The 21,399-nt window shown below is 61.2% G+C and carries 18 protein-coding genes, 1 other RNA gene and 1 pseudogene; 13 read left to right on the forward strand and 7 right to left on the reverse strand.

Going from position 1 to position 21,399, the window contains the following annotated elements:
• The first annotated feature begins 6 nt into the window (after positions 1 to 6).
• The 4 genes from efp to xseB are packed head-to-tail and all read left to right on the forward strand — an operon-like array spanning position 7 to position 2,614.
• On the forward strand, positions 7 to 567 hold the full coding sequence (efp, locus tag M9890_00195; GenBank protein MCO5175393.1) for an elongation factor P: 561 nt from the start codon (positions 7 to 9) through the stop codon (positions 565 to 567).
• Positions 568 to 577: 10 nt separating this feature from the next.
• Positions 578 to 1,081, forward strand: a complete 504-nt coding sequence (gene accB, locus M9890_00200; protein MCO5175394.1) for an acetyl-CoA carboxylase biotin carboxyl carrier protein — start codon at positions 578 to 580, stop codon at positions 1,079 to 1,081.
• A 4-nt stretch (positions 1,082 to 1,085) separates the two neighbouring features.
• A complete protein-coding gene (gene xseA, locus M9890_00205; protein ID MCO5175395.1) occupies positions 1,086 to 2,297 on the forward strand; it encodes an exodeoxyribonuclease VII large subunit in 1,212 nt (403 codons plus the stop codon).
• Positions 2,294 to 2,614 carry an exodeoxyribonuclease VII small subunit gene (gene xseB, locus M9890_00210; protein MCO5175396.1) on the forward strand — a complete coding sequence of 107 codons (321 nt, stop codon included), beginning with the start codon at positions 2,294 to 2,296 and terminating at the stop codon, positions 2,612 to 2,614. The genes xseA and xseB overlap by 4 nt, the downstream gene beginning before the upstream one ends.
• 7 nt (positions 2,615 to 2,621) lie before the next feature.
• Here xseB and proS read toward each other — a convergent pair whose 3' ends face one another.
• Positions 2,622 to 4,085, reverse strand: coding sequence for a proline--tRNA ligase (proS, locus tag M9890_00215; protein MCO5175397.1), 1,464 nt, complete (start codon positions 4,083 to 4,085; stop codon positions 2,622 to 2,624).
• Between the two features lie 167 nt (positions 4,086 to 4,252).
• Between proS and M9890_00220 the strand changes: the two genes are divergently transcribed.
• Both M9890_00220 and M9890_00225 read left to right on the forward strand, forming a co-directional pair.
• The gene (locus tag M9890_00220) at positions 4,253 to 5,335 is read left to right on the forward strand and encodes a 6-phosphofructokinase (protein ID MCO5175398.1); all 1,083 of its coding nucleotides are present in this window, start codon (positions 4,253 to 4,255) and stop codon (positions 5,333 to 5,335) included.
• Positions 5,319 to 6,377: an AIR synthase-related protein gene (locus M9890_00225; GenBank protein ID MCO5175399.1), complete on the forward strand. Its 1,059-nt coding sequence runs from the start codon at positions 5,319 to 5,321 to the stop codon at positions 6,375 to 6,377. The genes M9890_00220 and M9890_00225 overlap by 17 nt, the downstream gene beginning before the upstream one ends.
• 38 nt (positions 6,378 to 6,415) lie before the next feature.
• On the opposite strand, the gene rho is transcribed toward M9890_00225, so the two are convergent.
• The 5 genes and pseudogenes from rho to M9890_00250 form a co-directional block, all read right to left on the reverse strand.
• Positions 6,416 to 7,645, reverse strand: a complete 1,230-nt coding sequence (gene rho, locus M9890_00230) for a transcription termination factor Rho (GenBank protein ID MCO5175400.1) — start codon at positions 7,643 to 7,645, stop codon at positions 6,416 to 6,418.
• A 38-nt stretch (positions 7,646 to 7,683) separates the two neighbouring features.
• Positions 7,684 to 7,857 carry a hypothetical protein gene (locus tag M9890_00235; protein MCO5175401.1) on the reverse strand — a complete coding sequence of 58 codons (174 nt, stop codon included), beginning with the start codon at positions 7,855 to 7,857 and terminating at the stop codon, positions 7,684 to 7,686.
• Positions 7,858 to 8,462: 605 nt separating this feature from the next.
• Positions 8,463 to 9,455, reverse strand: a pseudogene (glpX, locus tag M9890_00240) (class II fructose-bisphosphatase).
• A gap of 22 nt (positions 9,456 to 9,477) precedes the next feature.
• The gene (locus M9890_00245) at positions 9,478 to 12,402 is read right to left on the reverse strand and encodes an exonuclease domain-containing protein (GenBank protein MCO5175402.1); all 2,925 of its coding nucleotides are present in this window, start codon (positions 12,400 to 12,402) and stop codon (positions 9,478 to 9,480) included.
• Between the two features lie 6 nt (positions 12,403 to 12,408).
• Positions 12,409 to 13,560: a M20/M25/M40 family metallo-hydrolase gene (locus M9890_00250; GenBank protein ID MCO5175403.1), complete on the reverse strand. Its 1,152-nt coding sequence runs from the start codon at positions 13,558 to 13,560 to the stop codon at positions 12,409 to 12,411.
• Between the two features lie 294 nt (positions 13,561 to 13,854).
• Between M9890_00250 and sdhC the strand changes: the two genes are divergently transcribed.
• The 5 genes from sdhC (at position 13,855) to M9890_00275 (ending at position 17,638) form a co-directional block, all read left to right on the forward strand.
• Positions 13,855 to 14,214, forward strand: a complete 360-nt coding sequence (gene sdhC, locus M9890_00255; GenBank protein ID MCO5175404.1) for a succinate dehydrogenase, cytochrome b556 subunit — start codon at positions 13,855 to 13,857, stop codon at positions 14,212 to 14,214.
• 22 nt (positions 14,215 to 14,236) lie between these two features.
• Entirely contained in the window at positions 14,237 to 14,650 is a 414-nt protein-coding gene (locus M9890_00260; GenBank protein ID MCO5175405.1) for a succinate dehydrogenase, read from the forward strand.
• Between the two features lie 3 nt (positions 14,651 to 14,653).
• Positions 14,654 to 16,384 carry a succinate dehydrogenase flavoprotein subunit gene (gene sdhA, locus M9890_00265; GenBank protein MCO5175406.1) on the forward strand — a complete coding sequence of 577 codons (1,731 nt, stop codon included), beginning with the start codon at positions 14,654 to 14,656 and terminating at the stop codon, positions 16,382 to 16,384.
• Positions 16,384 to 17,082, forward strand: a complete 699-nt coding sequence (locus M9890_00270) for a succinate dehydrogenase iron-sulfur subunit (GenBank protein ID MCO5175407.1) — start codon at positions 16,384 to 16,386, stop codon at positions 17,080 to 17,082. Before sdhA ends, M9890_00270 begins: the two co-directional genes overlap by 1 nt.
• Positions 17,083 to 17,191: 109 nt before the next feature.
• Entirely contained in the window at positions 17,192 to 17,638 is a 447-nt protein-coding gene (locus tag M9890_00275; protein ID MCO5175408.1) for a hypothetical protein, read from the forward strand.
• A gap of 80 nt (positions 17,639 to 17,718) precedes the next feature.
• Here the strand turns inward: M9890_00275 and ffs are convergent.
• An RNA gene (gene ffs / locus M9890_00280) (signal recognition particle sRNA large type) lies at positions 17,719 to 17,980 on the reverse strand.
• A 99-nt stretch (positions 17,981 to 18,079) separates the two neighbouring features.
• Here ffs and M9890_00285 point away from each other — a divergent pair.
• Both M9890_00285 and M9890_00290 read left to right on the forward strand, forming a co-directional pair.
• Complete coding sequence (locus M9890_00285; protein MCO5175409.1) at positions 18,080 to 19,306, forward strand: hypothetical protein; 1,227 nt, start codon at positions 18,080 to 18,082, stop codon at positions 19,304 to 19,306.
• Between the two features lie 63 nt (positions 19,307 to 19,369).
• The gene (locus M9890_00290; GenBank protein MCO5175410.1) at positions 19,370 to 21,355 is read left to right on the forward strand and encodes a S9 family peptidase; all 1,986 of its coding nucleotides are present in this window, start codon (positions 19,370 to 19,372) and stop codon (positions 21,353 to 21,355) included.
• Positions 21,356 to 21,399: the final 44 nt, after the last annotated feature.

Below are 21,399 nucleotides of genomic sequence, written 5' to 3' on the forward strand. Positions count from 1 at the left end.
ACCACAATGATCGAAACTGGTGATCTGCGCAAAGGCCTCATTATCGAGCACGACGGTGCCCTGCAACGCATCGTTGAATATCAGCATGTAAAGCAGGGTCGTGGCAGCGCCTTTGTACGGCTCACCATGCGGAACCTACGGACTGGCTCGACGACCAACCAGACGTTCCAGGCCGGCAGCAGGTTCCCGCTCGTGCGACTTGAGCGCCAGCGTGTGCAGTTCCTCTACCCTGAAGACGAGAATTACATCTTCATGGACCTCGACACCTTCGAGCAGATTCCCCTGTCGAAGGAGACGCTCGGCGACGCACTGAAGTACCTGAAGGAGCAGGAGACGATCGACCTCTTGACGTATCAGGATGAGCCGATCGATATCGAGCTGCCAATCACTGTCGAGCTGGTCGTCACCCAGACTGATCCCGGATTCCGCGGAGACACCGCGACCGGCGGCAACAAGCCGGCCACGCTCGAAACGGGCGTCGTCGTCAACGTACCATTGTTCATCAACGAAGGTGACACGCTGAAGATCGACACACGCAGTGGCGATTACCTTGAGCGCGTCTCATAGGAGCATGACGGTGGTCGAGGACAGTGCAGTGCAACGCGATCAGGCGATCAATAACCTTGGCTCGGACGAGCTTTCGACATTCATTCGATCGCTCATAACAATGATGCAGACTGGCGGCATTGAGAGCCTTGATATGGCGTACGGTGACCTCAGCGTCAGCCTGCGCGCGAAGTCAGGGGCAGTTCCGACCACCTACGTGGGCAACAGTGCGACCGATTCGTCTACGACGCAATTCGCCAGTTCGCCGACCCCCATCGTAGAAGACGCTTCACACATCGTGAGCGCGCCGATGATCGGTACGTTCTACGTTGCGTCTGCGCCAAATGAACCGCCGTTCGTCCAGCCCGGCGACCGCGTCGAGGAGGGCCAGACAATCGGCATCATCGAGGCGATGAAGATCATGAATGAGATCGCCGCCGATCGATCCGGAACAATCGTCGAAGTCATCGCCGGTAACGCGCAGGCGGTCGAATATGGCAGCCCCCTCGTGGTGCTCAAACCAGACGACCAATAGCGCCATGTCCATGCGCGTCCTGAGTGTCCTTGAGATCACCGCGTACCTGAAGGAACTGATCGAATGCGATCCGGTTCTTTCTGACATCTGGGTACGCGGCGAGGTCACCAACTTCTCGCGCTCCGCTGCGGGCCACATCTACTTTTCACTTACCAGTGAAAGTCTCCAGATCAGCTGCGTACTGTTCAGGGGCAAGCAGAAGGGTCTCCTCGCCATGCCACGCAGCGGCGAGGAAGTGCTGGTGCACGGGCGCATCACGCTCTACGAGATGCGTGGCCAATACCAGGTCATGGTTGACAACGTCGCGCCGATTGGCATCGGCGTTATGCAACTGCAATTCGAGGAAGTGCGGCGGCGTCTCGAAGCCGAAGGGCTGTTCGCGCCGGACCGGAAGCGCCCGCTGCCGGAAATGCCCGCAACAATTGGCGTCGTCACCTCGGCGCAAGGCGCAGTGTGGCACGACATCCAGAATGTTGTCGCCCGTCGATTCCCGCTCACCGAGTTGATTCTGGCCCCCAGCGCCGTGCAAGGTCCGGACGCAGCGCTGGATCTCGCCCGTGCGCTCCGCAAGCTCGACGCGTTCGGCGGTTGCGACATCATCATCATTGGGCGCGGCGGCGGCTCAGCCGAAGACCTGGCGGCATTCAATGACGAGGGCCTGGCTCGCGCGATCTATGCAGCGCGCACGCCAATCGTCAGCGCCGTCGGCCACGAGACCGACACCTGCATCGCTGACCTCGTTGCCGACGTTCGCGCGCCGACACCGAGTGCGGCGGCCGAACTCTGCGTGCCCGACCGCGATGAGATCGTTGCGCAATTGGGATTCGCAGTGATGCGCGCACAGGCGAACGCGATTTCGAGTCTGCAATCCGCGCGTCAATTCGTGCAGCAGGCTACGCTGTCGACACGCCATCGACATCCATCCCGGTCGCTTGATTCTGCGCGACAAGTCGTTGACGAAGCCGAGCGGGCCGCAGTTGCCAACGTACCGCGGAGGCTGACGAACCACCGACGTGACATCGCGGCACTAGCGGCAGCATCGGCGCTGCTGGATCCGCGCGCGATCCTGCAACGTGGCTACGCGCTTGTGTCAACATCGACTCCAGATGGGAGCAGGCGAGTCAGATCTGCGGTCGTTGCGGCAGGTGCCGGCGAATTACAAATCGAATTTGCAGACGGGGCCGTCAAGGCGACCGTGCGTCAGGAGCGACAATGAGCAGCGACGACAATGGCACGCCTTCGCTAAAACAATTCGAGGCGCGAATCGAGCAGCTGCAAAGGGCTGTCAAGCGGCTTGAGGAAGATGATCTGACGCTTGCCGATACGATCGACGCCTACGAGGAAGCCGTGTCGCTGGCCAACAGCTGCAACGCGATGCTCGACGCGGCTGAGTTGCGCGTGCGCAAGATCGACGATTCGGCCCGCGCTTTGCGTGAAGAAGTCGTGCGCTATGAGTACAGCGAAAGCCGCGTCGCCCAGCTACTACTGGGCGACGACGATGAGCTTGCAGACCTGCTGGACGACGAAGAGTAATCCAACGCTAATATGCGCGCGCGAAGATCGCTTCGGTCACACCCGGCTTGCCGCACACAATACACGGGCCATGTTCGTTCGGCTGCTCGAACGGCAGGCAGCGAATCGTCGCCTTCGACGCTTCTTTGACGGTCGCTTCGCAGGCCTTGTCCCCACACCACGACGCCACTGAGAACCCGGCATTCGACGACGCGCGGTCATACAGCTCTTCGAGCGATGTCACCGCGACGGTGTGCGCGTTTTGGCGCTCAAGAGCCATGTTGTACAAGTTCGCCTGAATGTCCACGAGCAGGTCAGCTACGACCCTGCCGAGCTGATCGACGGCTACGACCTGCTTTTCGCGCGTATCGCGCCGCACGACAACAGCGTTGCCGCTCTGGACATCGCGCGGGCCAACTTCGATGCGCAGCGGAACTCCGCGCAGCTCCCACTCGTTGAATTTCCAGCCGGGGGTCTTGTCGTCGCGTCGGTCAACGAACGTGCGGACATCGCCGAGTGCCTCAATGACGCGCGCAACGTGCTCCTCGACTCCGTCACGCTCGGTCTCTTTGCGCCAGATCGGGATGACGACGGCCTGGATCGGGGCCACGCGGGGCGGCAGCTTCAATCCGGCATCGTCACCATGAACCATGACGACCGCGCCAACAGTTCTGTGGCTCAGGCCCCAGCTCGTGCCGTGCGCATACTTGCGCTCGCCGTCTTTATCGAGGAAATCAATGCCGAACGCCTTCGAAAAGTTCTCTCCGAGATAGTGCGAAGTGCCGGACTGGAGCGCCCAGTGCTTGCCTCCCATCATCGCCTCGACCGTGTAAGTGCGAACGGCGCCGGCGAACTTCTCCGACTCGCTCTTCACGCCAGGGATGACCGGAATAGCCAGTTCCTGCTCAAGGAAGTCTCGATAGATGCCAAGCATCATCCGCGAGCGTGCGTCGGCCTCATCCGGCGTGGCGTGCGCCGTATGACCCTCCTGCCAGAGGAATTCGCTGGTACGCAGGAACGCTCGTGGGCGGTTCTCCCAGCGCAAGACTGAACACCACTGATTCACGATGATCGGCAGGTCGCGGTATGACTGCACCCACTCACCGAGCTTTGAGCAGATGATCGCCTCAGAAGTCGGGCGGATCGCGAGTGGCTCTTCGAGATCACTCTTTCCGCCGCGCGTCACCCAGGCAACTTCCGGCGCGAAGCCTTCAACGTGCTCTGCCTCGCGCTCCATCATGTGCTGCGGGATCAGCATCGGGAAGTAGGCATTCTGGACGCCAGTGGCTTTGAATCGACGGTCGAGTGAGGACTGGAAGTTCTCCCACAACGCATAGCCGTAGGGCCGAATGACCTTGCAGCCACGCACCGGCGCATCATCCGCCAGCTCGGCCCGCTTGACGACATCGACGTACCAACGATCGAAGTCATCGTCCTGATCGATCAGCTCCTCAACGAAGCCGCGGCTTCGAGTCGTGTTGTCTTCCTCCACGGTCGCCCCATCTGTGTGCCCGGCGGGTGCCGGAAAATTGCAATCCTGGCAGTCATGTAGAATCGACGTTTGGACACCGGTATGCAATGTCATGCCAGCGGATCATTATAGCAACCATCACCGCCGCCAGATCTGCCTCTTTTACTGTAACAAGGTATCGGAGAATCATGACGAGGACCATCGCCGTGATGACAGGCGGCGGCGACTGCCCCGGACTCAACGCCGCAATTCGGGCAATCACGCGCATTGCAACGCATGATTATGGCTACCGCGTCATCGGCATTCACGATGGCTACGAGGGACTGGTCGAGGGCCGGCTCCGTGAGCTGACGTTCGCAGACACACGCGGCATTCTGCGAGTTGGCGGCACGATCCTGGGTTCCTCCAATCGCACCGACCTCTCGCACTATGTCGCCCCAGGCGAGTCGGAGCCGCGCGATCGGCGGGCAGATGCTTTCGAGACTCTCCGCGAGGCCGGCGTCGTGGCGCTGATCGTAATCGGTGGCGATGGGACCATGCGCCTGACCTATGAGTTCGCCGATGGTCGACTACCGGTGATCGGCGTGCCGAAGACGATCGACAACGACGTGCACGGCACTGACTACGCAATCGGCTTTCAGACGTGCATAACGACCGTCGCCGACGCCATCGACAAGTTGCACACGACGGCGGAATCGCACCATCGCATTCTGCTACTGGAAGTCATGGGACGTCACGCCGGTTGGGTTGCGCTGCACGCCGGCGTCGCAGGCGGCGCAGACGTCGTACTGATCCCTGAGCGGTCCTACTCTCTTGATGGCATCGTTGACACGATCCGTCGCCGCGAAGATCGTGGCAGCCGCTTTACGATTGGCGTGGTCGCTGAGGGCGTCCAATCACCAAGCGGCGAGATGGTCTATCGCGCGCGCGACGGGGCCTCCCACTCGTGGCGACTTGGTGGTGTCTGCGATCAATTGGCTGTCAGTTTGGCCGACCGCACCGGCAGTGAGGTGCGGTCGATCTCGCTCGGGCATATTCAACGCGGAGGTTCACCCGTCGTTGCTGACCGACTGCTGGCAACGGTGTTGGGAGCCGCCGCTGTCGAGGCGGTGCATCAGCGTCAGAACGGCGTGATGGTCGGAGTTGACGGCGAACGCGTGCAATATACATCGCTCGACCAGGTCGCTGCTGGTCCACGAGTTGTGCCGCAGGATCACGCGCTCCTGCGAGCAGCGCATATGATGGGGATGTACGTTGGCGAATCGAGATGAGCTTCTACCGGCCGGGAAGCTGCCGGGCGAATTGCTGGGCAGCCTGCTCGGACACTACATCAGCCCGGACCCCGCCGTCCTGATCGGACCGGGCATCGGGCGCGATGCCGCTGCAATTCAGGTCGACGAGACAGCACTAGTCGTCAAGACCGACCCGATCACGTTCTCGACGAACGACGCAGGGCGATACCTTGTCAACGTCAACGCCAACGACATCACCTGCATGGGCGCGAGCCCGCGCTGGCTCCTCGTAACGGCGCTCTTCCCGGACGGCAAGACGACACCGGCAATGGTTGAAGACACGTTCGCTTCGTTGGCGACCGCCGCCAGCGAAATCGGTGTTGCCCTTGTCGGAGGGCACACGGAGATCACGATCGGACTCGATCGCCTCATCCTGGTTGGCCAGATGATCGGTACTTGCGCCCCTTCGGATCTTTACGATCTAAGCAGGGCCGAGCCCGGTGACGCAGTGTTGCTAGCGTCCGGCATCGCAATCGAGGGCACGTCCATCCTCGCCCACGAGGCGCATGATGAGCTCGTTGACCGCATTGACGCGGAGCTGCTTGCGAGCGCCGAGCGCTTCCTTGAATCCCCCGGGATCTCCGTCATCCCAGCTGCACGCGCACTGCAGAACGCCGGCGTGGCGATTCGCGGTTTACACGACCCGACTGAAGGGGGGCTCGCGACCGCTCTCGGCGAGCTGGCCGCTGCGGCGTCTCTGGGCATCGAGGTCGACGGGGACGCAATTCCAATTCGCGACGAGACGCGCGCCATCTGCAGCGCGTTGGGCATCGACCCACTCGGCCTCATCGCCAGCGGTGCGCTGCTTGCCGTGGTCGACGGCGCAGACGCAGACCGCGGAATTGCCGCACTGAACAGCGCAGGGATCCCGGCCGGCATCATCGGGCACATAATTGCGGATGGGTCGTGTTCGATGGTTCGTGATGGTCGGCGACAGCCGCTGCCAGTATTCGCCGTCGACGAAATCGCGCGATTCTTTGCTGAACGCGAATCCGCACAAAGCAACGAGAATCGGCCATAACGGCCGACTCTCGTGCTTGTTCGAGCTAACGCGGTGGGCTAGATGTCCTTTGTCAGCGTCACCAGGAACTCGGCGTTGTTCTGCGTCTTCGCCAGCCGCCCGACGACGAGCTCGGTGCCCTCGGTTCCGCCGAGCATTGAGACCATGCGGCGCATCGTATACACCTGCCGGAGCGCATTCTCGTCCAGCAACAGGTCTTCGCGGCGCGTGCCGGAGCGCTGGATGTCGATAGCGGGATAGATGCGGCGCTCGGCGAGCTTGCGGTCAAGGTGCAATTCCATATTACCGGTGCCCTTGAACTCCTCGTAGATGACGTCGTCCATACGAGAACCAGTGTCGACCAGGCAGGTCGCGATGATCGTCAGGCTACCGCCACCCTCAATGTTTCGAGCAGCGCCGAAGAAGCGCTTCGGTGGGTAAAGTGCAATCGGGTCGATACCGCCGGACAGCGTACGACCGCTGGGTGGCACAGCCAGGTTGTAGGCGCGCGCGAGGCGCGTGATCGAGTCGAGCAGGATCACCACGTCTCGACCGCCCTCGACCAGACGCTTGGCACGTTCCAGGACCATCTCGGCAACCTTAGTGTGGTCCTCAACCGGCTCATCGAACGTGGACGAGACAACCTCGCCATCAACCGACCGCTTCATGTCGGTAACTTCTTCCGGACGCTCGCCGATGAGGCAGACGATCAGATGAATGTCGGCGCAGTTCGTAGTAACGCCGTTGGCAATCGCCTTCAGGATGATCGTCTTGCCCGCCTTCGGCGGCGAAACGATCAAGCCACGCTGCCCGCGACCGATCGGCGCGACGAGATTCACCAGCCGCGTCGAGAGGATATGTGGTTGCGTTTCGAGATCAATGAGCTCAAGTGGGAAGATCGGTGTCAACGTATCGAAACCCGGTCGTCGACGCGCAGTCTCAGGATCGAGGCCATTGACTGCTTCAACACGCAGCAGCGAGTGGAACTTCTCGTTGTCCTTCGGCGGGCGAATCTGGCCGGCAACCTTGTCACCGGTGCGCAGGCCGAAGCGGCGAATCTGCGACTGTGAGACGTAGATATCGTCCGGACCCGGCAGATAGCGCTCGCCGCGCAGGAAGCCGAAGCCGTCTTCGATAACGTCGAGGACGCCCTCGCCCCACTTATAGCCGGCAGCCTCAGTCTGCGCCTGCAGGATGCGGTTCATCAGGTCGGCCTTCTTGAAGCGCTGGGGGTTTTGCACCTCCATCGTTCGAGCCAGCTCCTGAAGCTCCGGCATCTCCTTCTGCATCAGATCGAGGATGTTATGTGATGGGCCGTCGCGCTGGATCAGGTCCATGTCGCGTTCGCGTTCGCGGAACTGGCCACGCGGTCGACCATTGTTGCGGTGACCATCGTGCGACTGGCGATCGCCGTCTGGCCGGTCGCGCCGTGGCTGACGCTGTGGCCGTGGCTGCTGTTGAGCACGATTACGGTCGCGAGGAGCGTTGTCGTGCTGCCCATCGGCTGCGGCTGCTGGGGGTTCAGCCGACGTTGCTGAAGTCGGCTCTGTAGCAGGCTCGCTCGCGACCTTCGGTTCCTCAGCCGGCGCTGCAGCCTGAGGCGCATCGCTACTCGCTACCGTCTCGGCAGGCGTCGAAACCTCAGCGCTTACAGGTGTTTCGGCCGGAGCCGGGGCCTGTGCGGCAGGTGCTTCGACGGCTGGTTGTTCGTCTGTGGATGTTGTTGGTGTGGATTCGATAGCTGCCTCAACTTTGGCGGGCTTTCGACGAGGCGCGCGTCGAGGTTTGGGTTTCTCGACTTCCTCTGATGCCTCGACGACGACATCGGAACTGGTTTCCTGGGACATGATTCACCGTTTACGTTCGCGCCATCGCGGCGCATGCGGCCCTGGTACGGGCAACCATCAAACCTGACTCATATGAAATCGTCGTGGCAATGTTCACGACGTGGGCTTAGGAACAGATCGCGCGGAAGGGCTCATTTATAGCTGTTGATGCATTGTGTTTGAGATGTGGCGCTGAAACAAGCCCGAGGTCAGGACAGCAGACAACTGTCCCTGCAACGCAGTGTAACAGTATTTCAGCGCCACGTCAAATGTGAGAATCCTAGTACTCTGTGACCGAGAATTGCTGTAGCTTATCGAGACGATGCGATGCCGAAATCCTGCGAATCGTGCCGGACTTTGAGCGCATCACCAGCGACTCAGTCGAAGCGCCGCGTTGTGTGTAATGCACGCCGCGAAGCAACTCTCCATCGGTAATCCCTGTCGCCGAAAAGAACACGTTGTCGCACGAGACAAGGTCATCCATTGTGTACACCTTGGTCGTGTCCAGATTCTCTTCCCGTACGATCCGCCACTCATCATCGTTGCGTGGCCAGATGCGGCACTGCATGTTGCCGCCCATGCACTTGAGCGCGCAGACCGAGATGGTGCCCTCCGGGCCGCCGCCGATGCCCAGCAACAAATCGACGCCAGTTTCGGGCATGGCCGTCATCAACGCTCCTGCAACGTCGCCATCCATAATGAGCTTGATGCGTGCTCCGACCTGCCGGATCTCGTCGATAATTGCGGAGTGTCGCGGTCGATCCAGAATGACGACGGTGAGATCGCGAACAGCCATCCCCTTTGCCTTCGCCACACGCTCCAGGTTCTCCGTGACGGATCGCTCAATGTCGATCGCGTCGGCAGCCTCCGGCCCAGTCGCGATCTTTTCCATGTACGCGATGTGCGGCGGATAGTGCATCGTACCGCGCTCTGACAGCGCCACGACCGCCAACGCATTCGGCATACCATTCGAGAGGAGTCGGGTGCCGTCAATCGGATCCACCGCGATGTCGACCTTCGGGTCCGAGCCGGAGCCGACTTGCTCGCCAATATAGAGCATCGGCGCTTCGTCCTTCTCACCCTCGCCGATGACGACGACCCATCCATTTCGATCCGATGTAGCGTCGTGCTAGCGCGTCGACAGCAGCCTGGTCGGATCCTCCTTGTTGCCACGGCCCATCCAGCGGGCAGCAGAAAGTGCTGCGGCCTCTGTCGCCCGGGCCAGCTCAAGTGCCAGATTACGATCTGGCTGCGTCGGTTGCGAATTGCTCATCTCGCTGTCCTCTCTGTGTAATTCATGTTGGAAACGCATTCTGCGCCTCACTTGGTGACTCGTCCAGATATTCCTCGATGATGTACGCCGCATCCTCGGTTGATCCACGTTCGACGCGACACTCGGGCAGCGACGCGATGAACGACTGTCCGTAGCGCCGCGTCACTATGCGCCGATCGAGGACTGCGCAGACGCCGCGGTCTTCGGAGCTCCGAATCAGGCGCCCGAACCCCTGCTTGAAGCGCAGGATCGACTGCGGCACCGCGTAATGTCCGAACGGATCGTCGAACAGCTCGCTCCGCGCAGCGAACACCGGGTCGGACGGAACCGGGAACGGAAGCTTGGTGATCACCAGCAAACTCAATGCACCGCCGACGATGTCAACGCCCTCCCAGAACGAGTTAGTGCCGAGCACCACCGTGCGCGGATTCGCCCGCAGCCGCTCGATAAGCTGTCGCGGCGATCCGTCAATCCGCTGTCCCAGCACGAGGATGTTGTCAGCTTCGAGCTGGCGCTTCACTGCGCGGTAGGTGGCTTGCAGCGCGCTGTGCGAGGTGAAGAGCACCATCGCCCGACCCTGCGACGCGCGGCAGAGTTGCACAACGGCATCGTGCAACTTCTTCTGGTGGCCGGATTCACCCGGCTCAGGCACGTCGTCGACGAGCGACAACAAGACAGATCGCTCATAGTCAAAGGGCGACGCAACCCGGAACTCGTCGGCGTGATCGAGCGACAGGCGATCGCGAATGTAATCGAACGAACCGTCGGTCGTCAGCGTTGCCGAGGTCAGCGTCACACTGTCGCAGCGCTGAAACAGACGCTCATTGAGAATTTCGCCAACGTGCAACGGCGCGGTGTGTCCGCTCGTCTCATCAGACGACACCCGGCGGCTGAGCCAGTAGATCGTTTCAGGATCCGGGTTAGACACAAACCCGGTCATGCGCATGCGGAAGAGCTCCAACTCCTGCTGCAGCAATTCCAGCTCGGTAATGATCTCGGGACGGGTTGGCAGGTCTTCATCGGAGCATTGCTGCACGACAGCATCAAACTGGCGCATGGACTCGAACAAACGGCCAAGGGGCAGGGTCAGATCGTCCCACTCAATTTCCAGCTGAGACCACCCCGGGTCACGCCGCGCTGCTGGCGTGACCAGCGTCTGGCGATCGTAACCGCTCGACGAGCGCTCATAGCGTTCCAGGAAATCGCCGAGCGCTACATAGAATCCATCGATCCGAGTGACGCATTCGCGCGCTGCATCCAGCCCCGCATCAAGATGCGCTTGCAACGACGCTGCCTGCGCTCTGGCCAGATCGCTCGGCGAGGACGCGATCGAGCGGAACGATAATCCCAGCACGCCTGTGACGCCGACCGGCGGCGTGTCTGCAACGACGCGATGAACCAGGTCAAGCGCGTGAGATCGCGACAACGCGTAGCCGACTTGCGACGTCGCCTCTGCCTCAAGATGATGAGCCTCATCAACAATCAGGTGGCGGAAGGGCGGAATGACCGAGTGCCGCGCCTGCATGTCCGAAAGCAGCAGCGAGTGATTGACGACAACGACGTGTGCCGCTTCGGCTTCGTGACGCGCGCGGAACAGGAAGCACTGATTACGGCGATGGAAGATGCACTGACCCGGAATGCAGGCACCCTCTTCTTCAGCGAGCTGGCTCCAATATGGTCGCTGGTCGGGAGATAGATGCAGTTCCGCAGAGTCACCCGTCTCCGTCTGCTGCAACCAGGCGATGACCTTCGCGTAGAGCTGTGCCTGCGGCTCGGATGTCGGCGCTTCACGCTGCGCGAGGAACCAGCGCCGCAGGCAGAGATAGTTCGCGCGGCCCTTCAACGCAGAGACACGAAGGTTGCGCAGCTTGCGTAACTCTGCATCTTCACTGCCGGTTCCGGCCGCCTCTGCTGCCGCCATCAACGCCGGCAGATCCTTCTTCATCAGCTGGTCCTGCAACGCGATCGTGGCCGTCGAGACGACAACGCGCTCGCCGCGCTCGACTGCGTGCAGGGCAGCCGGAAGTAGATAGCCAAGGGACTTGCCGGTCCCGGTCCCGGCCTCCAGCATCAGTGCGCCACCCTGGTTCAGGTTCGACGCAACCGCGTGCATCATCTCGACCTGCTGCGGGCGCACTTCGTAGCCGGGGATCATCCGGGCTACTGGGCCCTCGGGAGCCATCGCAGCGTCGAGCGCTTCCAGCGAAACGAGCCCTTCGCTACCGGTCGGCTCCAGCCGTTCGGGCCGCTCGCGGGGCAGCAGGAACTTCGCCTCGGAACTTGACGTGGGAGCGCTGGACATTTGCGCCATCAGCTGCGCGCCAATCGAGGACCCGCCAAACTCCATCGCTTCCTGGCGCCGCTCACGCAGGATCGAGCGAAACAGTCGCCCGATATGCGTGCCACCAGCCGCAGCGACCGTGACGAGTCGTTCCAGCGTGGCGTCGTCAAATCGATCTGCGCGCTCGACGAGTCGATTGAAGACCGCCTGCGTTGTCTCGGCATCGACGACCGCACGATGCGAACTCGGCACATCAACGCCGAGCGCGGCTGCGACGGTAGCGAGGTTGTAGGCCGGGAGTTCGGGGAGCAGGACGGTTGCCAGCTCGAAGGTGTCGTAGCGCGTATTCGGGAATCGCAACCCGGCAGCTTCGAGCATCGCCAGGTCCATGCTTACCGACTGTCCGACGATCGGTGCTTGCCCGACAAAATCGCGCAGTCGTGGCGCAACGAGCGGAAACAGCGGCGCGCGGCGCAAATCGTCGTTGGCCAGGCCAGTTAGCGACTGGATACTGAGTGTGATTGGCGATGACGGTCGAACGAGAGACTCGAATCGATCGATGACGCGCGCTCCGCGAAACTTCACCGCTCCGATTTCGATGATTTCGTCGCGGCCAGGTTCCATGCCTGTCGCCTCGAGATCGAGTGCGACACAGACGTCGGTCATCAAAATCTATCCAGACGTTGAATCGGTTTCGATAGCAGAACCGGCAGCTAACAGGATGAGTTGCGACAGCCCGAGCTCGATCGGCTCGACCTGTATCGATTCGTTGACGGTGTGGCCACCCTCGCCACGTGACACACCAACGCAGACGGCCGGGATGCCCAGGCTGATCGGGATGTTCGCGTCCGTGCTCGACGCTTCGAACACAGGCTCGACTCCGAGCGCGCGCAGAACATCGCCGGATGCGCGGACAAACGGATGCTCGACCGGGATGGCACCTGCTGGTCGCTCGCCGATGACTTCTACCTCAACAGTCAGACCTTCGCCGGCAGCGGTGTCGGCGATGTGCCCGATACGATCGACCAGATTGTTCAGGGAATCGGGATCGACTGACCGCATGTCTATAACAGCCGTCGCGCTCGCGGCGATGGTGTTGACGGACGTTCCGCCATCCACGAGGCCGACGTTGTAGGTCGTCTTCGGCTTTGTCGGCACATTCAGCTTGGCGATCTCGGCGATGATGCGGCCGATGCCATGGATGGCGCTGGGCTTGCCAAACGCTCCCCAGGAGTGACCACCGGGGCCAGTGACGGTAACCTTCCAGCGCACCGATCCGACGGCAGCATGGGTGATGCGGCCGACGTTGTGGCCTTCCACTGCGATGACTCCGGCGAGCTGATCCTGATAGCGACGGACGGCCTCGCGCACGCCGCGCAGGTTCCCCAGCCCTTCTTCACCAACGGTCGCCGCAGCGATGATGTCGTACTCCGTCTCAATACCCAGGTCGTCCAGCGCGATCAATGTACCGATCATGGCGGCGACACCGAGTGAGTTGTCGCCAATGCCCGGGCCGCTCAGCGTGCCGTTGTTGCGCGCGACGGTGATCGGGACGCCGGCCGGAAAAACGGTATCCGTGTGCGCCGCGAGCATCAGCACCTTGCCGCCACGTGATCCTCGGCGAGCGTAGACATTGCCAACGTCATCGATCTCAGCGTCATAGCCAACATCGTTGAATAGTTGCGCCACAAAGCGCGCACGGTCCATCTCCTGCCCCGACGGGGCGGGAACCGCGCAGATTCGCAATGCGAGCTCAGCAACGACTTGCACATGCTTCTCAGCGGTGGCACGCACGTGCTCCAGCTGACGCTGACTCGGCGACACTCGTCCTCCTGCTATCCTGCAACGGCTGAATTGGGCATGCGCCCGGCGATTTTGGGGTCGCCCCAGAGGTTGAAAACCACGCTGTGGAACGCGAGGGCAGTATAGCATGGAGCCGCGCAATCACGCGCAGGATCGCGCTGAATGCTCGACGAACAAGTTATCATTGACACAGCGCGCGGGGGTTCGTACAGTGAGACACGCGAGTGCGCTTCTAGCCGGGCACCAACCTCAACCGTTTTTGCCGCTCGACTCGGGCGTTCATGTCGTGTGTAACGTTGCGGGGGAAGGTGGCAGATGCAGCGGATCTACCGAGGCGATCGAGGCATGCTCGCATGGGCGCTTCACCGGTTAACCGGGTTGGGTGTCCTGCTGTTTCTGCTCGTTCACATCGCCGACATTTTTGTCATCAGCTACGGGGCAGAGGAGTTCAATTCGCTCCTCTTCATTTACCACTCACTTGGCTTCCGGCTGATGGAAGTTCTGCTGGTTGGTGCGCTGTATTACCACGCGCTCAACGGCATTCGCATTATCCTGATCGACTTCTGGGATCGTGCGTCGCTGATTCAGCAGCAGCTCTTCAACGCGACAATCATCCTGTTCTTCCTCACATTCATACCAACAGCTGTCCTGATGATCCGGCCATTGTTCGACTGAATTTGAGAGGGGTGCGTTAGGCATGCTCAGTCGTGGTGGTGGCCGGTCAAAGCCGGCCGATACAAACAGCGTCGAAATGTTTTCCTGGTACTTCTTCCGGGTCAGCGGATTGCTCCTGGTTATTCTGGCGATCCTGCACGTCGTCATCATGCACATCGTGAACACCGTCGATAAGATTGACTACGCCTTCGTCGCCGACCGCTGGGGCTCGCCATTCTGGCGCGTGTATGACTTTCTGCTTCTGGCACTAGCGCTGCTGCACGGCGTAAACGGTGCGCGCGTCAGCATTGAGGACTACATCCGCAAGCCGGGTTGGCGCATCGCAGCACACACGACGTTGGCCGTCATTACTCTGGTATTCCTCATCATTGGCGGGCTCGCCATCGTAACGTTCACGCCACAGGCTCTGGAAGCCGCTCAGGCAGCAGGGAGATAGATCATGTACCACCGATATGACGCACTCGTCATTGGCGCCGGTGGTGCCGGGCTCATGGCAGCAGCCCAGCTCGCCGGGAAGTGCAAGTCCGCTGTTATCTCGAAGCTCTATCCGCCGCGCTCGCACACGGGCGCAGCCCAGGGTGGCATCGCCGCCGCACTCGGCAACGTCGAGGAAGACCACTGGGTCTGGCACATGTTCGACACCGTCAAGGGTGGCGACTACCTCGTCGACCAGGACGCAGCCGAAGTGCTCGCCCGCGAAGCAATCGACGCGGTGATCGAGATGGAGCACATGGGGCTCCCCTTCAACCGCACGCCGGAAGGCAAGATCGACCAGCGGCGCTTCGGCGGTCACACGCGGAATTTTGGTGAGGAGCCGGTCCGTCGGGCCTGCTACTCAGCCGACCGCACCGGCCACATGATCCTCTACACGCTCTACCAGACCTGCATCAAGCACGACGTCGAGTTCTACGACGAGTTTCATCTGCTCGATCTGATCATGACCGACGACGGCGTCTGCAATGGCGTCGTTGCGATGGAAGTGCTGACCGGCGAAATCCACGTCTTCCACGCCAAGGCCATCATTCTCGCCACCGGCGGCTTTGGTCGCGCATTCCAGATTACGTCAAACGCGATGGCCGCGACTGGTGACGGCATGGCGATCGCGTTCCGGCGTGGACTTCCGTTACAGGACATGGAGTTCTACCAGTTCCACCCGACCGGCATTTACAAGAAGGGCATCCTGCTGACTGAGGGTGCCAGAGGCGAGGGCGGCATTCTCCGCAATGTCGAGGGTGAGCGCTTTATGGAGCGTTACACGCCGACGTTGAAGGACCTGGCACCGCGCGACATCGTCTCGCGCTACATCTGGCAGGAGATCCGCGAAGGTCGTGGCGCTGGGCCGAACAAGGACTACGTCACCCTCGACCTGACCCACCTGCCGCCGGGCGCGCTGGAAGCCAAGCTTCCGGACATCACCGAGTTCGTTGAGACCTATCTCGGCATCGATCCACACGTGGAGCCGATCCCGATCCAGCCGACCGCGCACTACGCCATGGGCGGCTTGCCGACCGACGTCGAGGGTCGGGTCACAATTGACGAGCAGAACACGGTGCTGCCGGGACTCTACGCTGCCGGCGAAGTTGCCTGCGTCTCCGTCCACGGCGCAAATCGTCTCGGCACTAACTCGCTCGTCGACCTCGTCGTCTGTGGACGGCGCGCCGGGCGGCACGCGCTGCAATACATCGCCGAGAACGACCTTGAGCCGCTGCCACCGGAACCGGAGTTCCGCGGACGCGCCGAGGTCGCCAACATCCTGGAGCGCACAAAGGGCGAGAACGTCGCGGATATTCGCCAGACGCTACAGTTCGAGATGATGGACAAGGCCAGTGTCTTCCGCACCGGCGAGCATCTTGCCGAAGTCCAACAAACCGTCCGAGATCTGAAGGATCGTTACCATCACATCGCCATCACCGATAAGGGCGATGTGTTCAATATGGATCTGCTGGAAGCCCTTGAGCTTGGCTACCTGCTAGATTGCGCTGAGGCGCTCGTCGCAGGCGCGGTCACTCGCCAGGAAAGTCGTGGTGCGCACATGCGGGAAGATTTCCCGGACCGCGACGACACCAACTGGCTGAAGCATACGCTCGCCTACCGAACGTCCGGCGGCTTACAGATGCGGTACAAGCCGGTCGTGCTGACCCGCTTTGAGCCGAAGGAGCGAAAGTACTAATGCAAGTAACGGTGAAGGTGCTCCGGTTTAACCCGGAGGCCGATAGCAAGCCGCATTACGAGACATATACGGTCGAACAGGAGCCATCGGATCGCGTTCTCGACGCGCTGAACACGATCAAATGGCATGTTGACGGCACGCTAACGTACCGCCGCTCGTGTGCGCACGGCGTTTGCGGTTCGGATGCCATGCGCATCAACGGGCGTAACCGGCTTGCCTGCAAGCTGCTGATCAAGGACGTGGGTTCCACGATCACCGTCGAGCCGATCATGGGATTCGAGGTCATCAAGGATCTCGTCGTCGACATGGAACCGTTCTTCGATAGCTACAAGAAGATCAAGCCGTTCCTGATTAACGACGATGCCCCACCTGTTGGCAGCGAGCGCTTCCAGTCTGCCGAAGACCGCGCTCGCTTTGATGACACGACGAAGTGCATCCTGTGCGCGTGCTGCACAACGTCGTGCCCGATCGTCTGGTCTAACGAGGGCTATGTCGGACCGGCAACGATTGTCAACGCGCACCGGTTCATCTACGACAGCCGCGACCAGGGTTCCGAGCAGCGCTTGAACATTCTGAACGATCGCAATGGCGTCTGGCGTTGCCGCACGATCTTCAACTGCACCGACGCATGCCCACGCGGTATCAAGGTGACGCAGGCAATTGAACAGGTGAAGCGCACACTGATGACCGGCGAATAATTCGAACGATGGAGCGTCCGTAGCGGAGCTGACCTGCATGGTCGCGCTCTGCTACGGACGCTGTGTATACTGCGGCTCTTGACCCGCGCATGCCATGGAGGCCGCCTCAATGACGAACCCGTTTGACTGGAGCTATCTGACAGCAACGACGCGGGAAACCCCTGTGTTTGGTCCCCTGTCGGTGACCTACCTGATCGTATTCGGCGGGTTGTTCATCCTGAGTGCACTTGCCTATTACGACGCACCACGCCGCTTCAAGTCCGATCGCATTCGCCGCGATGCGGTTCGCAAGGGTTCGGAGCTACTGCTCTGGGTCACGGGCGTTGGCCTGGTCTTCTTCGGCATCCGCGTCATGCAGTTCGAGTTTCTGACCTTTGAGCGCCGCATCTGGCTGTACCTGATGATGCTGATTCTGGTTGCCGTGCTCGCCTACTTTGTCTATTACGCGCGCACTATCCTGCCGGCCCAACTCGCCGAGCGAGAGCGGCATCGCGTGCGCAAGCAGTACATTCCGCCGCACGGCTCCAGCAAGTCACGCAAGCGCACTGCGCGCTGATTCATCTTCAATGAAACGACGAAAGAGCCGCCGGTCGATCGACCAGCGGCTCTTTCATTCGCTGTCCTGATGAGGGTTGGCCGTGCACCCTCTGTTGACCGCGACCCTCCAGCTTACACCGAGCAGTTAGCTCCGGCAGGGTTTCCCCACGTCACCCACGGGTGACCACTTAGGGCTGCTTCCTTCCGGATCTGACCCGGTTCGCGGGTCCGCGCCGCGCGGGACCCGGCCTTCAACACCACTTACACGGGCAGTCCCAAAGGATCGGGCCGAGAAAGGGGATTCCGTCCCGCTAGAGCGGATTGCGGGTATAGGGCACCGCTAGTTCCCCACCTAGCACGACCGCGAAGAGTATAACACGATGCTCTCCCGGATCTGGCCGATCTGGAGGGGTACAATCGGTCGAGTGTCGAGCCGTTGCGGCGTTGAGAGTGAGCGTTTGTGAGACTACTTCGTACCGCGATGATGATCGTGTTTGCGGCTATTCTGCTCATTCCAGCCACGGCAATTGCAGATACGAACGGACGCATCTCGGGCACAGTCACCAACGGAACAACCAGCACTCCGCTAGCAGACGCGACCGTCACAGCATCCCGTTTCGATCAGATGCCATCGGGTGGAACTGTGCCGGAAAGCGTCGATGTCACGACAACGACTGCTTCCGACGGAACCTACGCATTCGACGGACTCGATACATCAGACGGGCTTGTGTACGCCATCTCGGTGACCTATGAAGGTGTGCTGTACTCCTCCGGCATGGTGCAGATCAGCACGACTCCGGAGCAGACGTCTGACATCACGGTTTACGAGACGACTGCAGATCAGTCGACGATTACTCTCGCCTCTCGCGGGATCCTGCTCAATGCAGTCGATCAGGAATCTGGTGCGGTCACGATTACGGATGTGTTCTCGTTCGAGAACACCGGCAACCGGACGATCGTCGCCGACGAGGACGGGCGCACGCTTCGCTTCAGCGTCCCGGCCAACTCTGCCGAAGTTGGTCCGCGTGCCGGGTTTGACTTCGGAACACCCAGTCTGGAGGGAACGACCGTCTTTGCGACGTCTCCGCTCCGCCCCGGTGTCGCCAACCCGGCATCGCTTAACTACACAATCCCCTACACCAGCACCACGTTCGACATTGCGCTGGTGGCCGACTATCCGACCAGCGAGATGCGCCTGCTGCTGCCGGTCGATGCAAACGGCGACGGCCCGACTGTCGCTGCCGAATCGCGACAGCTGCTCGACAACGGCATCGTGCCAATTGGCGACGCGCAATACCACGTCTGGTCGACCGGTTCGCTGGAAGCAGGAGACACGATCCGTCTGCGCTTCGGTAATTTGCCGAGTGCCTCATCGACCGGACGCTCACTGTCCACCGTCGCCCCCGCGCTCATTGCGCTACTTGCACTCATTGCTGCTGCAACTGTCGCCGGCATGATCATTTCCCGCCGCAAGCTGGACGCGCCGCGGCCCGTCACCGTATCGCCACTCGTCGCCGAAACGATCGGCGAACGCCGCGACATCCTCACCAATGAGCTGCGCGCACTCGAAGTCGCCCACGAACGTGGCGACGTTGATGACGAGTCCTACTCTTCGACTCGGCGCGCGATCCTGGAGGACCTGCGCAGAATCTCGCGCGCGATGCGTGGACTCGGCGATGACGAATAGTCTCCAGAACCGTGCTACGATACGCAGCGCTTTACAACCCTGAGGGAGGAGACATCGAAACCTATGGGAAACGCTGGAGTTCGAGGGATTAACGCAGAGGATCTCTACGGCCTGAAGCTCATTTCGGAGCCGCAGTTCGCGCCGGACGGATCGCAGGTCGCGTACGCAGTCACAACGATTGAGCAGGACAAGGACGACTATCGCTCGTCGATTTATGTCAGCGCAGCGGATGGATCAAAGTCGCGTCGACTGACGCACGCAGACGCCAAGGATTCGGCTCCGCGATGGTCTTCTGACGGCAAGCACATCGCGTTCCTGTCCAACCGCGATGACAAGGGTCAGATCTGGCTGCTGCGGACCGATGGTGGCGAAGCCTGGCAAGTGACGACACTGCCCGAGGGTGTCATGAGCTTCGCCTGGTCACCCGACGGCCAGAGTTTCGTCGCTGTCTCGAAGTCGGTAGAAGCGAAGGCGTCCGAGGACGACGACAGCGAAAAGTCGGACGTCAAGCACATCACGAAGATTCGCTACAAATTCGACGGCGAGGGCTTTCTTGATCTGAAGCCGAAGCATCTTTGGATCGTACCCGCTTTCGGCGGCGAGCCACGCCGCTTGACTGATGGCGATTTCGACAACGTCAACCCGGTCTGGTCACCGAACGGTCAGGAAATCGCATTCGTCAGCAATCGGACCGACGGTCGTGAGATGGAGACCATCGGCGTCTCCGAGATCTGGGCCATCCACGCCAACGGCAAGGAAGAGCGGCGCGTTCTCGGCGGCGACACTGCATCGTTCAACTCGCCGAGCTGGTCGCCGGACGGTACGCAGATCGCTGTCGTCGGCAATAACAACGCGAAGTCCGGCGGCGCGATTGACGACGACCTCTGGACTGTCGGCGCCGGTGGCGGCGAGGCGACGGCGCTAACTGAAAGCCACGACCGATCCATCGGTGACTCGGCAATGAGCGATGTCTACGCATCGTCGGCGACTCGCCCAATCTGGTCGCCCGACGGCTCAACCATCTACGTCCTGAGCAGCCGCAACGGATCAACTCATCTCTATGCAGTCCCGTCCAAGGGCGGGGCCGCGAAGCAGATCACCGAGGGCGACCGCCGGATCTCAGCCGTGTCGCTGTCAGCAGACGGCAAACGCATCGCCTACATCGCCGCCGATGCGACGAATCCTGGCGACCTCTACGTTGCTGATGTCGATGGCAGCAACGAGCAGCAGCTCACCGAACTGAATAAGGACTTCCTGGGTGGCATCGCGCTATCGACGCCTGAGGAGTTCACGGTCAAGTCGCCGGACGGTCTCGAGATTCAAGGCTGGATCATGAAGCCGATCGGCTTCGTCGAAGGTCGCAAGTACCCGATGATCCTTGAGATCCACGGCGGCCCGCACGGCATGTACGCAAACGCGATGATGCACGAGTTCCAGATGATGGCGGCCCGCGGGTATGTCGTGCTTTACACCAACCCACGCGGCTCTGCCGGCTACGGCGAAGCATTCACGACGGCGTCACACATGGCCTGGGGCGAGACTGACATGCCAGACGTCATGGCGGCAGTCGACTGGGCGCTAGAGCAGGGCTACGTCGACGAAAACCGCATGGGTGTCACAGGCGGATCGTACGGCGGCTACATGACGCTGTGGGTCATCGGCCACACCGATCGCTTCAAGGCCGCTGTGACCCAGCGCTGCGTCTCGAACCTGTTCTCGTTCTATGGCACGAGCGACATCGGGTTTACCTTTGGCGAGTACGAGTTTGGCGGCACTCCGTGGGAAGAGCGCGAGCGCCTGATGAAGTACTCCCCGATCACCTACGTCAAGGACATGACGACGCCGTTGCTGATTGTTCACTCGGAGCAGGACTACCGCTGCCCGATCGAGCAAGCGGAGCAGGTGTTCATCTCGCTGAAGCGGCTCGGTCGTGACGTTGAGTTCGTGCGCATTCCGAACGAAAGCCACAACCTCTCACGAACCGGCAAGCCGAAGCATCGAATCGAGCGGCTGGAGCACATCATCGGCTGGTTCGACCGCTACCTGTAAGTCACCAGACACAGAAACGGGGCCGAGCGTCAGATGCGCTCGGC

Source organism: Thermomicrobiales bacterium (genome assembly GCA_023954495.1).
In the GTDB taxonomy this organism is placed as follows: Bacteria; Chloroflexota; Chloroflexia; order Thermomicrobiales; family CFX8; genus JAMLIA01.

Bases quoted from the DNA above. Each gene is read 5' to 3' on its own strand.
- efp (MCO5175393.1), top strand. From the start codon at position 7: ATGATCGAAACTGGTGATCTGCGCAAAGGCCTCATTATCGAGCACGAC.
- sdhC (MCO5175404.1), top strand. From the start codon at position 13,855: ATGCAGCGGATCTACCGAGGCGATCGAGGCATGCTCGCATGGGCGCTT.
- M9890_00290 (MCO5175410.1), top strand. From the start codon at position 19,370: ATGGGAAACGCTGGAGTTCGAGGGATTAACGCAGAGGATCTCTACGGC.
- M9890_00270 (MCO5175407.1), top strand. From the start codon at position 16,384: ATGCAAGTAACGGTGAAGGTGCTCCGGTTTAACCCGGAGGCCGATAGC.
- M9890_00220 (MCO5175398.1), top strand. From the start codon at position 4,253: ATGACGAGGACCATCGCCGTGATGACAGGCGGCGGCGACTGCCCCGGA.
- sdhA (MCO5175406.1), top strand. From the start codon at position 14,654: ATGTACCACCGATATGACGCACTCGTCATTGGCGCCGGTGGTGCCGGG.
- M9890_00245 (MCO5175402.1), bottom strand. From the start codon at position 12,402: ATGACCGACGTCTGTGTCGCACTCGATCTCGAGGCGACAGGCATGGAA.
- M9890_00235 (MCO5175401.1), bottom strand. From the start codon at position 7,857: ATGGGCAGCACGACAACGCTCCTCGCGACCGTAATCGTGCTCAACAGC.
- xseB (MCO5175396.1), top strand. From the start codon at position 2,294: ATGAGCAGCGACGACAATGGCACGCCTTCGCTAAAACAATTCGAGGCG.
- M9890_00275 (MCO5175408.1), top strand. From the start codon at position 17,192: ATGACGAACCCGTTTGACTGGAGCTATCTGACAGCAACGACGCGGGAA.
- xseA (MCO5175395.1), top strand. From the start codon at position 1,086: ATGTCCATGCGCGTCCTGAGTGTCCTTGAGATCACCGCGTACCTGAAG.
- M9890_00260 (MCO5175405.1), top strand. From the start codon at position 14,237: ATGCTCAGTCGTGGTGGTGGCCGGTCAAAGCCGGCCGATACAAACAGC.
- rho (MCO5175400.1), bottom strand. From the start codon at position 7,645: ATGCAGAAGGAGATGCCGGAGCTTCAGGAGCTGGCTCGAACGATGGAG.